The sequence below is a fragment of the Streptomyces sp. NPDC049970 genome (assembly GCF_040660235.1).
In the GTDB taxonomy this organism is placed as follows: Bacteria; Actinomycetota; Actinomycetes; order Streptomycetales; family Streptomycetaceae; genus Streptomyces.
On record NZ_JBFALP010000002.1, the window covers coordinates 382,736 to 396,797 of the forward strand.

Genomic DNA, 14,062 nt, shown 5'->3' on the forward strand with positions numbered 1-14,062 from the left:
CGCTCAGAAGTCGAACGTGTCGATGTTCTTGGAGTCGAAGACGGTCGGCTCGCCGAGGATGACCTCGCCGTCCTTGCCGACGGTGTACTCGCCGAGCTTGCCCGCCTTGAACTTCTCGCCCTCCGCACCCGTGATCTGCCCCGACGCCAGGGCAGCCGCCGCGTACGAGCCGAGGTAGCCGAGCTCCTCGGGGTTCCAGAGCGAGAACTGCTCGACGGTGCCGTCCTTGACGTACTTGCGCATCTGGTTCGGCGTGCCCAGCCCGTTGAGGACGACCTTGCCCTTGTACGAGGAGTCGCTGAGATAGCGCGCTGCGGCGGCGATACCGACCGTCGTCGGGGAGATGATGCCCTTGAGGTCGGGGTAGGCCTGCATCAGGCCCTGCGTCTGCTGGAAGGACTTCTGGTCCGCGTCGTCGCCGTACGCCACCTTCACCAGCTGCATGTTCTTGTACTTCGGGAGCTTCAGCTCCTCCTTCATGAACTCGATCCAGGTGTTCTGGTTCGTCGCGTTCTGCGTGGCGGACAGGATCGCGACCTTGCCCTTGTAGCCGATCTGCTCGCCGAGGTGCTGCACCAGGCTGCGGCCGATCTCCTCCGAGCTGGCCTGGTTGATGAAGAGCTGGCGGCAGTCCTTCGCCGTGTCGGAGTCGTAGGCGACGACCTTGATGTCCTTCTTCATGGCCTGCTTGAGCGGGCCGCACACCGCGTTCGGGTCGTTCGCCGCGACGAGGATCGCGTCCTGGCGCTGCTGGATGAGGGTGTTGATGTACGAGACCTGAGAGGAGGCGTTCGCGTCGGAGGGGCCGACCTCCTTGCCCGTGCCGCCGTACTCCTTCGCGGCCGCGATGCCCGCCTCGTCGACGATCTTCTCGTACGGGTTGTTGATCTGCTTCGGCAGGAAGGCGAGCTTCAGCCCCTTCTTCAGCGGGGCGTCCGGGTCGGCCTTCGCGGAGCTGCCGGCCTTCGCGCCGCCGCTCTCCTTGCTGTCCTTCGTGGTGCCGGAACAGGCAGTGAGGGCGAGCGCGAGGGAGACGGCGGTGGCTGCGGTCGCGACGGCGCGGCGCCCGGCGGCATTGCGGAGCATCATGGCGGCGTGTGCCTTTCGAGGAGGGGCGAGGCTGTACGGGGGCTGGAACGAGGACGACGAGGGGCGGGGGTTCCTACGGCGCGGGAGCACCGGCGGCCCGCCGGTGCCGGCGTTCGACGACGGTGGCGATGACCCGCGGGGTGAGGACGGACGCCACGAGCAGCAGTCCGGTCACGATGACCTGGACCTCGTTGGCGATGTCGTTGAGGGTGAGCAGGTTCTTCAGCAGGCCGATCAGCAGGACACCGGCGACCGCGCCGAAGAGCGTGCCCTTCCCGCCGTCGAAGTCGATGCCGCCCAGCAGGACGGAGGCGATGACGAGCATCTCGAAGCCGAGTCCGTTGTCCGCGCGGGCACTTCCGTACCTGAGGGTGAAGACGATGCCCGCGAAGGCGGAGAACAGCCCGGTCACGACGAAGAGCAGCAACTTGATCCGCTTGACCCGGATGCCGGCGAAGTACGCGGCCTCCTCCTGGGCGCCGATCGCGAAGAGCGAGCGGCCGAGCCCGGTGGCGTGCAGCACCACGGCGGTGACCACGGCCAGGACGGCGAAGAGCAGCACCGGATAGGTGATGAACGTGCCGGGGACGGTCGTCGTGTCGACGGCCCAGTCCGCGTACGTCTGAGGGAAGTCCGTCACCGCGTCGCTGCCGAGCGCCACCGAGGCGAGCCCCCGGTAGAGCGCCAGGGTGCCGATGGTGACGGCCAGGGAGGGCAGGCCGACCCGGGTGACGAGCCAGCCGTTGAGGAGGCCGCCGGCCACGCCTACGAGGAGCACCACCGGCACGATCAGCTCGAAGGCCCAGCCCGCCTCCCACAGCGAACCCGTCAGCGCACTGCCCAGGCCGAGCATGGACGCCACCGACAGGTCGACCTGTCCGGCGACGACGAGCAGGGTCATCGGCAGGGCGATGAGCGCGACTTCGGCGATGTCGTTGAAGGCGAACGCGAGGTTCTCGCCGGAGCCGAAGCCCTCCGTGGTGCCCAGCCCGACGACGAGGACCGCCACCAGCAGGACGCCCACCGCGGTGTCCCAGCGCAGCGCCAGGCCGCGGACGAGCGAGGCCCGCGGCGCGGAAGCCGTCTTTGTGTCAGGCGCCGTGGTCATGGCGGGCGCTCCTCTTCCTCAGTGCGGCGGTCATCCGCAGGTTCACGATCCGGTCGACGCTGATGGCCAGCAGCAGGAGCGCACCGGTGATGGCGCCCTGCCAGAAGGAGTCCACCTTCAGCACGACCAGCACGCTGCCGATGGTGGTGAGCAGCAGGGCGCCGAGCGCGGCGCCCCAGACGGTGCCGGTGCCGCCGGTGATGGCGACACCGCCGACGACGACGGCGCTGACGACGGTCAGCTCCCAGCCGTGCGCGTTGTCCGCGACCACGGTGCCGAAGCGGGCCAGCCACAGGGCCCCGGCGAAACCGGCCACGGCCCCGGAGAAGGCGTAGGCGGCGAGCACCCGGCGGCGGATCGGGATGCCGGCGAGCCGGGCGGCCTCGGGGCTCGACCCGATGGCGTACAGCTCACGCCCCGAGCGGTAGCTGCGCAGGAAGTACGCCGTCGCCGCGAGCAGGACGACCGCGAGCAGCGGCAGGTAGGGGACGCCCAGCACACTGCCGCTGCCGAGCCCCAGGACGGCCTCCGGTACGTCGGAGGCGCTGATCTGCTCGCCCTGCGCCCACCAGTAGTCGACGCCCTGGATGATGTAGAGCATGCCCAGCGTCACGACGAGCGCCGGGACCTTGCCGAAGCTGACCAGGGCGCCCGAGACCAGGCCGCAGACCACACCGATCGCGATACCGAGCAGCATCACGGTCGCCACGCCGTGGTCGCTGCCCGCCACGAACTTGCCGCAGGCGAAGGCGGAGAGCCCGACCACGGAGCCCACGGACAGGTCGATGTTGCGGGTGATCACGACGGCGGACTGGCCGACCGCGAGCAGTACCAGGATCGACGCGTTGAGCAGCAGGTCCTTGATGCCCTGGTCGGAGAGGAAGCGCGGGTTGGCGAGGTAGGTCCCGAGGACCAGCAGGACGAGCGCGCCCGCGATGGAGATCTCACGGGCCCGGAAGACCGCGTCCACGAGTGAGGCGGCACTCCGCTCCGGCGCCTTCCCGGTGTCCGGGGGACTCTCGATGGTGGTGGTCATGCCGCTGCCCTCTCGTCGCGTCCGGTGGCCGCCGCCATGACCGACTCCTCGGTGGCGCTCGCGCGCGGGATCTCCGCCACCAGCCGGCCCTCGTGCATCACGAGCACCCGGTCGGCCATGCCGATGACCTCGGGGAGGTCGGAGGAGATCATCAGGACGGCGAGGCCGTCCGCCGCGAGCGAGGACAGCAGCCGGTGGACCTCGGCCTTGGTGCCGACGTCGATCCCGCGGGTCGGCTCGTCGACGATGAGCACGCCGGGGCCGGTCGCCAGCCACTTGGCCAGCACGACCTTCTGCTGGTTGCCTCCGGAGAGCACGCCCACGGTGTCGGCCAGCCTGCTGTACTTGAGCTGGAGGCGCACCGCCCAGTCGGCGGCCCGCTCGTGCTCCAGGGCACGGCTGACGAGCCCGCGCTTGCGGACCTCGCCCAGGCCGGTGAGGCCGATGTTGCGCTCGATGGACATATCCATGACCAGGCCGCGCTGCCGCCGGTCCTCGGGTACGAGAGCGAGCCCGGCGTCCATCGCGGCGGTGGGCGAGCCGGGGCGCAGCACCGTGCCGCCGACCTTCACCTCGCCCGCGTCGGCCCGGTCCACGCCGAACACCGCCTGGGCGACCTCCGTCCGCCCGGCGCCGACGAGTCCGGCGAGCGCGACGATCTCGCCCCGGCGGACGTCGAAGGACACGTCGCGGAAGACGCCCTCGCGGGTCAGCCGGTGCACGGACAGGGCGACCTCGCCGACCTCGGCGGCCTGTTTCGGGTAGAGGTCACCGAGGTCACGGCCGACCATCCTGCGGACCAGGTCGTCCTCGGTGAGCCCTTCCAGCGGCTCGGAGGAGATCCACCGCCCGTCGCGCAGGGTCGTGACGCGCTGGCACAGTGCGAAGATCTCCTCCAGGCGGTGCGAGATGAAGAGCACCGCCGCACCCTCTGAGCGCAGCGCGCGTACGACGGAGAAGAGCCGTGCGGTCTCGCTGCCGGTCAGGGCGGCGGTCGGCTCGTCCATGATCAGGACGCGGGCGTCGAAGGAGAGCGCCTTGGCGATCTCGACGATCTGCTGGTCGGCGATCGAGAGGCCACGGGCCGGCCGGTCCGGCGCCAGGTCGACCCCGAGCCTGCGCATCAGGCCCGCGGTGGTCTCGTGGACCGCTCTGCGGTCGATCCTGCCCAGGGACCGCCGGGGCTGGCGGCCCATGAAGATGTTCTCCGCGATGGACAGGTCGGGGAAGAGCGTCGGCTCCTGGTAGATGACGGCGATGCCGGCGTCACGCGCGTCGGCCGGGCCGTGGAAGACGACGGGCTGCCCGTCGAGGAGGACCTCGCCGCTGTCCGGCCGGTGCACTCCGGCGAGCGCCTTGATCAGGGTCGACTTTCCCGCGCCGTTCTCACCGGCGAGTGCGTGGGCCTCGCCTGGGAACAGGCGCAGGGAGACGTCCTGCAAAGCGCGTACGGCACCGAAGGACTTGCTCACGCCCTTGAGGGCCAGGACCGGGGCCGGGTCCGGGGCGGACTGGTTCATGGGAGCTCCTCAGCGGCGGACCTGGTCGCTCCACGCGCCGTGAAAGGTTTCAATGAGGTTGCTCGGAAGCTAAACGGGGATTGCGGGCACAGTCAATGGGTTGATGGCGAGAAGTTCCCGGAGGAGGGGCGATGTGCGACCTGAGTGGGGGGAATGGCCGGGCGCCCTTGACAGTCTTCGGGGGAGCCCACTATCTTCCCGTTTTTGAATCGATTCACGCAACGGTCGGGTATCGCGCCCCTCACGACCGCGCACCACGGACGCCGGCTCTCCTGTTCCGATGCGCCGTTCCCGGTCGCCCGTACCGAACCGCCCGTCCGGCAGGGCCTGTTCAGCTCGGCCCGTCCGGCTCCGCCCGGAGCAGGTGAGCGGTGAACCACTCCCGTGCCAGGTCCGCGACCCTGTCCAGGGCGCCGGGTTCCTCGAACAGATGGGTGGCGCCCGGGACGACCTCCAGGCGGTTCTCGCAGTACAGCGCCGCCTGCGCCTGCCGGTTGAGGTCGATCACCGTGGTGTCCTCACCGCCGACGATCAGCAGCGTCGGCGCCCGCACCCCGGAGAGGTCCACCCCGGCCAGGTCGGGCCGGCCGCCGCGCGAGACCACCGCTCCGACGCCCGAGTCCGGCGCGGCCGCGGCCCGGAGCGCCGCCGCCGCCCCGGTACTCGCCCCGAACGAACCGACCGGGAGCGGCACCCGGCTCCGCAGCCAGCGGGTGGTGTCCGCCAGCCGGGTGGACAGCAGCCCGATGTCGAAGACGTTCGCACGGTAGACCTCCTCCCCGGGCGTGAGCAGGTCGAACAGCAGCGTGCCCAGGCCGGCGCGGTTCAGGGCCGTGGCCACCGCCCGGTTGCGGGGGCTGTCGCGGCTGCTGCCGGAACCGTGGGCGAACACCACCACGGCACCCGCGTCCGCGGGGAGTACGAGATCTCCCGCCAGCGGGACCCCGCCCGCGTCCACCTCGACCCGCTCGACCGTGGCACCGTCCGCCGGGGCCCGCGCGAGCAGCGACACGACCTCCTCGTCGGAGGTCTGGGAGAAGTCCCGGTACCACTCACCCACCGCGGAGAAGAGGCTCGGCGTGGAGAGGCACACGAGCTCGTCCACGTCCTCACCCAGCCGCGCGGCGGCATCCGGCGACGCCACGGGCACGGCCAGCGTGACATGGGCGGCACCCTGTGCCCTGACCACCTGGCAGGCCGCTCCGGCGGTGGCCCCGGTGGCGACACCGTCGTCCACCACGATCACCGCGCGGCCCCTCAGCGGCAGGCGAGCCCGGCCCGCCCGGTACGCCCTCGCCCGGCGTACGAGTTCCGCCTCCTCGGCGTGCTCGACGGCTCTCAGCTCCGTCTCCCGGACGCCGGCGTGGCGGACGATCTCGTCGCTGATGACCCGGACCCCGCCCTCGCCTATGGCGCCGAATCCCAGCTCCGGGCGGTACGGCACCCCGAGCTTGCGGACCACGATCACGTCGAGCGGCGCCCCCAGGGCCCGCGCCACCTCGTACGCGACGGGAACTCCGCCGCGGGGCAGCCCCAGGACCACCGGATCGCGCCGTTCCACGTGTCGCAGGGCCACGGCCAGCCGCCGCCCGGCATCCGTTCGGTCGGAGAACAGCACCGCGGTTCGCCTCCATGAATCGGTGCAGGGGCCCCGGCCGCCCCGGGCGCTCCTCAAGGGCTGTCCCGTAAGCCCTGGCGGGCGCACGACGACAGCTGCGGCACCTCGCTGTCGGGACGCCCGAATACGGCCAGTACGCGGACGCCCCTCCGCCTTGCGAGGCACCGCATCTGACGCCGCGCGCTGATCCACCAGCGATCACGGGACAGCCCTTACCCTTCGAAACAAGCGCATGGGCGGGTGCCGGGCAACCCGGGGGGACCTCCCGCACGGGGGAACCGGAGGAGCGCTCCCGCCTGACCGCCCGCTCAGCCGGCCGGCCGGGCGGCGCGGCAGGCCAGCCGTTCCAGCGCGGGCGCGAGACTCCCGACGGCCGCGGTGAGGGCGCCGAGCGCTTCCGCGACGCGCCACGAGGCGCGGTCCCGGTGGCCGACCGGGTTGGAGACGGCGCGGAGCTCCAGGACCGGGCAGTCGGCTGCGGCGCCCGCCTCGGCGACCCCGAATCCCTCCATGGCCTCCACGAGGGCCAGCGGGTGCGCCGACCGCAGTTCCGCGGCCCGCCGCTCGCTGCCCGTCACGGTGGAGACGGTGAGTACGCAGCCCCGGCGCGCGCCCGTCACGGAGGCCACCTCCCGGACCAGCTCGGGGTCCGGGAGGTAGGCGACCGTGCCGAAGCCGAGTTCGCTGAGCGGTACGAAGCCCTCCGCCGTTTCCGCGCCCAGGTCCGCGGCGACCAGCTCGTCCGCTACGACGAGTGACCCGACCGGCGCCCCCGGCTGGAAACCACCCCCGATGCCCACGCAGATCACCAGGTCGTACGCCACCGACGTGAGAGCGGCCGTGGTCAGGGCGGTCGCCGTCGAGACGGCGGCCGCGGCCGGTCCCACGCCGGCGGCGAGCAGGTCCACGGTGCAGCGGTGCGTCCGTACCCGGTGGAGGGTCCCCGCGGCGAAGGGGATGTCGAACCCCGGCCCGTCCAGGGCCCGTGCCACCGCGTCCCGCTCCGCAGCCACCGCGGTGACGAGGAGGATGCGCCGACCAGCGCGGGTGGGGCACTGCACGCGGTGGCGCGCGGACCGGGGCCCGGAGTCGTCCGGAGACGGGCGTACCGGGGGCGCACCTTGGGGCACGTGGTTCAGCCTTCCTGCGGGCGGTGCGGTCACTGAGGCGGATTGCGGTGCGTGCGGATCGGCGGCTCGGCCCCTTCGGCCCCTTCGGCCCCGACCGTCTCGACCACCCGGATCCGTGGCACCCTCGCGTCGCCGTGCGCGTGGCGGAGTTCCGCGCCGGTCCGGACGGCACCGGTGTGCTGTGCCCCGGCCGTGCCCGCGAGGAATCCGGGAGCACCGGCCGGGGTCACCGGCGGGATACCGAACGCATCGCGTAACCCGGCGAATCGAGCGGCCTTTCCGCCGGGGCGGGCGGCTTTCCGGCCGGCGTCCCAGCCGGATGCGTACGCCGGATACCGGAGCCGGTTCGCGACCACGCCGGTCGTGATTCCGCCCGTGCGCGCCAGTACGCCCACGACGTCACGCGCCCACTCCGCGGAGACCTCGGAGTATTCGCCTGAGCAGGCCGGTTCCCCGATTGCGCCGTGCGTCACGCGGGCGCGCGCCGGATTCGCCGGAACCGGATCGTGCGCGGCCTCGCCACCGCGTTCCCGCGGATCATCGCACCCTACTGCGGGCGGCAGTTCGCGCCTTTCCCGGGAAAGCGTCGACGGCGGGAGGCGGACTTCTCCGAGGCCCGTCCCCCCGGCGTCGTACGGGAATGCCCCCGCACCTGATTCCGCGTTATGCGAGCCCGCCCGCACGCGCGCCGGGCCCCGTCCGACGACGGCACCGCCCGTGTGCGGCCCGCGGCTCCTCGGGCCGAAACCCGGCGCGCGGTACCGGCGCCGTACCCCGGTCCGGGGGGAACGCCCCTCGTCGAGGACGGGTTCCGTCCGGTCGCGGACCGACGACCCGCTCTTCGGGCACCGGGCTTCGGCGGCCTCGGCGCCGGGTCCGCGGCGGATCCGCTCCCGCAACGCGACCAGCTCCGCCGCACGCGCCCACGTCGTCGGCTCGACTGATGTCATACGGGAAGTGTGGGCCTCGAATTTCCCGCCCGGCCCGCAGCCGGGTGCCAACACTAGTGAAGGTTCCAGTGGGCGGGATCGAGGGGCGCTTCCCCATAGCCGCCGAGGCTACGTTGTGTCCGCAGCGGCCTCCTGCCCGGGACCAACGGGCCTTCGGGGCCATGGAGTCCGGGGAATCCCCCGTCCCCGGATTCGGCGGAAGGGGCCTTCGACGGCCGGTTCCGGCGAAGGCCCCGGACCGCACTCGACGACATGTGACGAATTCCAGCATCCGTTGACGGGGACGGACCAGCGGACCCAGGGGAGCGAATCACTTGCGAAACGGACAGCCACGGGTCGCCGACCGCATCGTCTCCGCCTTGGCGGAATTGGGGACGGACCACCTCTTCGGGGTTTCCGGCGCGAACATCGAGGACATCTACGACGCCGCCCAGCATTCCGGCGGACGCGTCACCGCGGTCGTCGCGAAACACGAATTCTCCGCCGTCACCATGGCAGAGGGATACCACCGCACCACCGGCAGGCTCGCCGTCGCGATGGCCACGTCGGGGGCCGGCGCGATGAACATGGTGCCCGGGATCGCGGAGGCACATGCCGCCCGCCTCCCCCTGCTCGCACTGATAGGCCAGCCGCCACGGGCCCTGGAGGGGCGCGGCGCCTTCCAGGACTCGAGCGGCCGGGCCGGTGCCTTCGACGCCGTCGGACTCTTCCGGAACATCTCCCGCTTCTGCGCCCGTGTGGACGATCCGGCGGATCTCGGCAAGCTGCTCACCGAAGCGGTGGCCGCGACCAAGGGGCCCTGCCGCGGTCCCGCGGTCCTGCTGCTGCCCAAGGACGTCCAGCAGGTCCCGACCGGTCCGCTGCCCGATCTGGGCGCGCTGCTCGCGGACGGCGGGACCGCCCCCGCGGCGGCCGGCCGTGGTGCCGCCGCCGACCTGATCACCGCCGCCGTCACCCGCGGGGCCCGCATCGTGATCATCGCCGGGGACGGCGTCGGACGCCGCGACGCCCGGACCGAACTCGCCGAACTGGCACGCAGGTCGGGTGCGTCGGTCGCGGTGACCCCCGAGGCCAAGGACGTCTTCGACAACCACGACCCGCGCTACGCCGGGGTGGCCGGAGCGATCGGGCACCCCACGGTCCTGCGCCTGCTGGAACAGGCCGAGCTCTGCGTGCTGGTGGGCACCCGGCTGCCGGTGATGGCCCGCACCGGACTGGAGCCGGCCCTCGCGCGTACCCGGGTCATCGGCTACGACCCCGAGCCGCCCTTCACGAGCCCGGGCGCCGACGGGCCGCCCGCCGTGCACGTGGCGGGCGACCTCACGGCGGAACTCCGCTCCCTCAACGCACGGTTGGCCGCCCTGCCCCACGGGCCCTCCGCGGGCCAGGGCCTCGCCGGTGAGCTGGAGTACCTCGTCGCGCCGCCGTCGCAGGGGCCCGGTGTGCCACTCGTCGACGCGGTCCGGACGATCCAGGCCGCGCTGCCGGAGGGCGCCACCGTCGTGTCCGACGCGGGCAACGCCAGCTCCGCCGCCATCCACCACCTGGCCGTGCCCCGCCAGGGGCAGTTCATCCTCGCCCTCGGCATGGGCGGCATGGGGCACAGCTTCGGTGCCGGCATCGGGGCCGCCTTCGCCACCGGCCGCCGCAGCTACGTGCTGTCCGGCGACGGCGGCTTCTACGCCCACGGCATGGAGGTGCACACGGCCGTCGAGTACGACCTGCCCGTCACCTTCGTGGTCTTCAACAACAACGCCCACGCCATGTGCGTGATGCGCGAGCACCTGCTGTACGACGCCTCCACGACGTACAACACCTTCCGGCCCTCCGACATCGCGGCCGGAGCCGGAGCCATGTTCCCCACGCTCACCACCGCCTCGGCGAGCACCCCGGCCGAACTGGCCAGGGCCCTCGCCGAGACGAACGCCACCGCAGGACCGGCGCTGGTCTGCGTGGAGTCCGACCCGGACGAGACACCACCGTTCGTTCCCTTCCTCCGTCTGATCGACGACCTTTCCAGCACCCCAGGAGACGCCCATGAGTACCGCGGCACACCAGTTGGCTGACATCCCCGGCCTCATCCGCTGCGAGACCACCCCCACGGAGGAGATCCTCGCGCAGGCCACGGCCGGGACCCGGCCGGTGTATCCGCACGACGAGGTGTACGGGGAGTTCTGCACGCTCCAGGAGTACATCGACTGTCCGCCGGAAGAGGTCTTCGACTACCTCTGCGACATCAACAGCCTGGACGAGTACTCCGTCAGCACCCGCGCCTTCGAGCCGACCGGGACGCCCGGGCTGTACGCCGGCTACGACACCCTCGCGCCCGACACCAGGATCTACGCGCGGCTGGAGCCCAACCGCGAGGCGCTCACCCTCGACTACCACTGCGCCTGGGACCAGGGCGACAAGCTGTGGATGATCTACCTGTTCCGCATCGTCGACGCGCAGGTCGTCCTCGACAAGCCCGGCTCCGTGGTCATCTGGACCAACTGCCGCCACCCGTACTACGACAAGAACCCGCACCCGGAGCTGGCGCCGAGCCCCGACCGGATGTGGGTCGGCGACCTGTGGCCGCTGTTCTTCGCCGGTCACCGCATCGAGCTCGACAACCTCAAGAAGATCCTGGAGTACCGCAGCGGCCGGGGTCTGCCGGTCGGCGTCGCGCCCACCCCGGAGGCCGGCGCGTGATCCCCGTCAGCCTCACCGACGTCGGCAGCTACCTGCCCGAACGCAGCGTCGACACGTCCTTCTACACCGGCGAGGCCGTACCCGGCACCGACGGCGCCATGTTCGGGCCGCCGGCCCTGCGGCGGCACGCCGCCCCGGGGGAGACCGCCACCGACATGGTCGTCAAGGCGGCCCGGCCGATGCTGGAGCGCCGGCGGGCGAACGGCGACGGTCCGGTCGACGTCGTCCTCACGAACGTCGCGCTCCCGGACCGTGCCTTCACGGGCGCCGGGGCCGACATCGTGGCCAGGCTCGGCCTCGACCCGGCGCCGGAGTGGATCCTCGACGTGCACAACAGCGGCTGCGCCTCCTTCGTCTACCTGATGAAGATCGGCCGCAGCCTCATCGCCTCCGGACAGGCGCGCACGGCCCTGATCTGCTGCGTGCAGAACATGGCCGGCCAACTGTTCGCCCGCCCCGAGGTCCGCGGCCGCAAGCACGCGGCGGTGCCCGGGGACGGCGCCGGCGTCGGCTTCCTCACGGCCGGCGACGAGTCGCCCATCCTGGACGTGGTGAGCTACCACGGCGTGGAGTACGCCAACGACATGACGCTCGGGGTCGACTCCCGCAGGTACTGGGAGCCCGGCGAGGGCGAGATCGACATCGGCTTCACGGACAGCAAGGTCAAGGCGATCGTGGAGCGCGGCAACCAGCTGGTGCCGCAGGTCACCAGGGACCTGTGCGAGCGGCTCGACACCCCGAGCACCGACATCGACGTGCTGATCACCAACCAGCCGAACCGGATGTTCCTGTCCAACTGGCACGAGGCCCTCGGGCTCAAGCCGGAACGGCACCTCGACACCTTCGACAAGTACGGCAACCTCTTCGGCGCCGGAATCCCCGTCACCCTGGCCGAGGCCCGTGACGAGGGCCGGATCGCGCGGGGCGACCTCGTCGTGCTGTCCGGCTTCGCCCACGCCGGCGACTTCGCCGGCGCAGCCGCCGTGCGCTGGTAGCCGGCGATCACCCCAGCCCGCCCCGACCCCTCTCTGGAGCCGTGCCGATGACCGACACCGCATCGAACCCGACCGCGCCGCCGCGAAGCGCCGGCGACGAACTCGCCGAGCTCGACCGCCGGCACCTGCTGCACCCCTGGACCCCGGTGGGGAGCGGCGACCAGCTGGTCCTGGTCGCCGGACAGGGCTGCGAGGTGACCGACTCCTACGGGCGCACCTATCTCGACGGCCGCAGCGGCCAGTTCAACGCCACCCTCGGCTACGGCCACCCGAAGGTCCTGGCCGCGCTCTCCGAGCAGGCCGGCAAGCTCATGACGTACGCGCTGCTCGGATCGTCGAACGAGCCCGCCGTACGCCTGGCGGCCCGCCTCGCGGAACTCCTCGGCGAACCGCTGACCCACACCCTGTTCTGCAACTCCGGCTCGGAGGCGTCCGAGGCGGCGATCCGGATCGCCCGGATGTACCACGCGCTTCAGGGCCGGCCGGAGCGCACCACCGTGATCTCGCTCGCCGACGGCTACCACGGCACGACGCTCGCCACCGCCGGGATGTCCGCGACCCCGCTGGCCTGGGCGGGGTGCGGCCCGCGGCCCGAGGGCTTCGTGCAGATCCCAGGGCCCTCGCAGGGGCCGGAGCACGGTGCGCAGGAGCTGGAGAAGGCCGTGCTCGCGGCCGGACCGGAGACCGTGGCCGCCTTCTTCGTGGAGCCGGTGCTCGGCGTGGGCGGTATCAGGCCCCTGCCGCACGGCTACCTGCGCGAGGTGCGGGAGATCTGCGACCGGCACGGCGTCCTGCTCGTCGTCGACGAGGTGACGACCGGGCTCGGGCGTACCGGGGCGTGGTTCGCGCACCAGCGTGAGGGCGTCAGCCCGGACCTGGTCACCACGGGCAAGGGCCTGGCGGCCGGGTACGTGCCCTTCGCCGCCGTCACGACCACGGGTGCGGTGGCCGGCGCGTTCGCCGGTGACCCGATGCTCGGAGGGCTGCGGCACGGTCACACGACCAGCGGTCACGCGCTCGGTGCGGCCGTCGCCCTGGCGGTGCTGCGGGTCATCGAGGAGGAAGGGCTGGTGGACCACGCGGCCGCGATGGGCGAGCGGCTGATCGGACAGCTCACGGACCGGCTGAAGGACGTCACCGGTGTGAAGGAGGTCCGCGGTGTCGGTCTGCTGGCCGGCGTCGAGTTCGACTCGTTCCCACGGGCCGGGCGGGTGGCCGACGAGTGCAGGGAGCTCGGGGTCGTGGTGCGCAGCGAGGGCACGGTGATGTCCGTCGCCCCGCCGCTCGTGGTGACCGCCGAGCAGGTGGACCGCATCGTCGACGCGGTGTGCTCCGGCGCGGAGGCCGCCGCCGGGATGCCGGGGGAGTGAGGAACGGGCCGCGGGTGCCCTCCTGGACGGAGGGCACCCGCGGCCCGGCGTGCCGGTGACGTCCGCTCAGCGGGCGTGCGGGCCTATCGCGCCGACCACGGTGATGGTGCGGTAGGCGTCGCCCCTGCGGCTGGCCAGCAGGGCGAAGCAGCCTGTCAGGGCGACGAGTTCGAGGTCGTCCCAGCTACCGGTGACGGTCACCTCGACGGACTTGCCCTTCATGCGGGGCAGGGCGAAGTCGAGGCGGTGCTTGCCCCGCATGAGCGTCGCGTGGTAGCCGTCGCGGAAGCCGCGGCTGAAGCTCCACTCCGCGGTGGCCGCCGGGTTCCCGACGTACGAGGTGTCGGGGGACAGGCGCACGACCGGTGTGCCCGCGCCCACGGTCACCGTCTCGCGCACCTTGCCCGACGACGCGACCGGGAGCTGCTTCCCGGCCACCGTGATCGTGCCGGTGCGCATGCCGCGGCCGAACTCCAGGGACGCCTTCGGCGTGCCGACGCCGTCGAGTACGAAGGCCCCGTCCCGCTTGTCCAGGGTCAGTGTGGTCGCCATGTG

The 14,062-nt window shown here is 72.2% G+C and carries 12 protein-coding genes; 4 read left to right on the forward strand and 8 right to left on the reverse strand.

Annotated elements, in window-relative coordinates; all coding sequences use genetic code 11:
• Positions 1-3: 3 nt before the first annotated feature.
• From rhaS to AB0I83_RS05030, 7 genes are all read right to left on the reverse strand, one after another.
• Entirely contained in the window at positions 4-1,089 is a 1,086-nt protein-coding gene (gene rhaS, locus AB0I83_RS05000) for a rhamnose ABC transporter substrate-binding protein (RefSeq protein ID WP_356537852.1), read from the reverse strand.
• 73 nt (positions 1,090-1,162) lie between these two features.
• Positions 1,163-2,197, reverse strand: a complete 1,035-nt coding sequence (locus tag AB0I83_RS05005; protein ID WP_363303637.1) for an ABC transporter permease — start codon at positions 2,195-2,197, stop codon at positions 1,163-1,165.
• Positions 2,181-3,233, reverse strand: a complete 1,053-nt coding sequence (locus AB0I83_RS05010) for an ABC transporter permease (RefSeq protein WP_363303638.1) — start codon at positions 3,231-3,233, stop codon at positions 2,181-2,183. The genes AB0I83_RS05005 and AB0I83_RS05010 overlap by 17 nt, the downstream gene beginning before the upstream one ends.
• Complete coding sequence (locus AB0I83_RS05015) at positions 3,230-4,753, reverse strand: sugar ABC transporter ATP-binding protein (protein ID WP_363303639.1); 1,524 nt, start codon at positions 4,751-4,753, stop codon at positions 3,230-3,232. The genes AB0I83_RS05010 and AB0I83_RS05015 overlap by 4 nt, the downstream gene beginning before the upstream one ends.
• Positions 4,754-5,084: 331 nt before the next feature.
• Entirely contained in the window at positions 5,085-6,371 is a 1,287-nt protein-coding gene (locus tag AB0I83_RS05020; RefSeq protein ID WP_356840863.1) for a phosphoribosyltransferase family protein, read from the reverse strand.
• A gap of 308 nt (positions 6,372-6,679) precedes the next feature.
• On the reverse strand, positions 6,680-7,402 hold the full coding sequence (locus AB0I83_RS05025) for a futalosine hydrolase (protein WP_363303802.1): 723 nt from the start codon (positions 7,400-7,402) through the stop codon (positions 6,680-6,682).
• A 128-nt stretch (positions 7,403-7,530) separates the two neighbouring features.
• Positions 7,531-8,451, reverse strand: coding sequence for a carboxyl transferase domain-containing protein (locus tag AB0I83_RS05030; protein WP_363303640.1), 921 nt, complete (start codon positions 8,449-8,451; stop codon positions 7,531-7,533).
• Positions 8,452-8,765: 314 nt separating this feature from the next.
• Between AB0I83_RS05030 and AB0I83_RS05035 the strand changes: the two genes are divergently transcribed.
• The 4 genes from AB0I83_RS05035 to AB0I83_RS05050 are packed head-to-tail and all read left to right on the forward strand — an operon-like array spanning position 8,766 to position 13,507.
• A complete protein-coding gene (locus tag AB0I83_RS05035) occupies positions 8,766-10,517 on the forward strand; it encodes a thiamine pyrophosphate-binding protein (protein ID WP_363303641.1) in 1,752 nt (583 codons plus the stop codon).
• Entirely contained in the window at positions 10,489-11,142 is a 654-nt protein-coding gene (locus tag AB0I83_RS05040; RefSeq protein WP_356537838.1) for an SRPBCC family protein, read from the forward strand. Before AB0I83_RS05035 ends, AB0I83_RS05040 begins: the two co-directional genes overlap by 29 nt.
• On the forward strand, positions 11,139-12,137 hold the full coding sequence (locus tag AB0I83_RS05045) for a 3-oxoacyl-[acyl-carrier-protein] synthase III C-terminal domain-containing protein (RefSeq protein WP_356537836.1): 999 nt from the start codon (positions 11,139-11,141) through the stop codon (positions 12,135-12,137). The genes AB0I83_RS05040 and AB0I83_RS05045 overlap by 4 nt, the downstream gene beginning before the upstream one ends.
• Before the next feature lie 47 nt (positions 12,138-12,184).
• The gene (locus tag AB0I83_RS05050; protein WP_356537835.1) at positions 12,185-13,507 is read left to right on the forward strand and encodes an aminotransferase class III-fold pyridoxal phosphate-dependent enzyme; all 1,323 of its coding nucleotides are present in this window, start codon (positions 12,185-12,187) and stop codon (positions 13,505-13,507) included.
• 66 nt (positions 13,508-13,573) lie between these two features.
• Here AB0I83_RS05050 and AB0I83_RS05055 read toward each other — a convergent pair whose 3' ends face one another.
• Entirely contained in the window at positions 13,574-14,059 is a 486-nt protein-coding gene (locus AB0I83_RS05055) for a hypothetical protein (RefSeq protein WP_363303642.1), read from the reverse strand.
• Positions 14,060-14,062: the final 3 nt, after the last annotated feature.

Bases quoted from the DNA above. Each gene is read 5' to 3' on its own strand.
- AB0I83_RS05010 (WP_363303638.1), bottom strand. From the start codon at position 3,233: ATGACCACCACCATCGAGAGTCCCCCGGACACCGGGAAGGCGCCGGAG.
- AB0I83_RS05050 (WP_356537835.1), top strand. From the start codon at position 12,185: ATGACCGACACCGCATCGAACCCGACCGCGCCGCCGCGAAGCGCCGGC.
- AB0I83_RS05040 (WP_356537838.1), top strand. From the start codon at position 10,489: ATGAGTACCGCGGCACACCAGTTGGCTGACATCCCCGGCCTCATCCGC.
- AB0I83_RS05030 (WP_363303640.1), bottom strand. From the start codon at position 8,451: ATGACATCAGTCGAGCCGACGACGTGGGCGCGTGCGGCGGAGCTGGTC.
- AB0I83_RS05005 (WP_363303637.1), bottom strand. From the start codon at position 2,197: ATGACCACGGCGCCTGACACAAAGACGGCTTCCGCGCCGCGGGCCTCG.
- AB0I83_RS05015 (WP_363303639.1), bottom strand. From the start codon at position 4,753: ATGAACCAGTCCGCCCCGGACCCGGCCCCGGTCCTGGCCCTCAAGGGC.
- AB0I83_RS05055 (WP_363303642.1), bottom strand. From the start codon at position 14,059: ATGGCGACCACACTGACCCTGGACAAGCGGGACGGGGCCTTCGTACTC.
- rhaS (WP_356537852.1), bottom strand. From the start codon at position 1,089: ATGATGCTCCGCAATGCCGCCGGGCGCCGCGCCGTCGCGACCGCAGCC.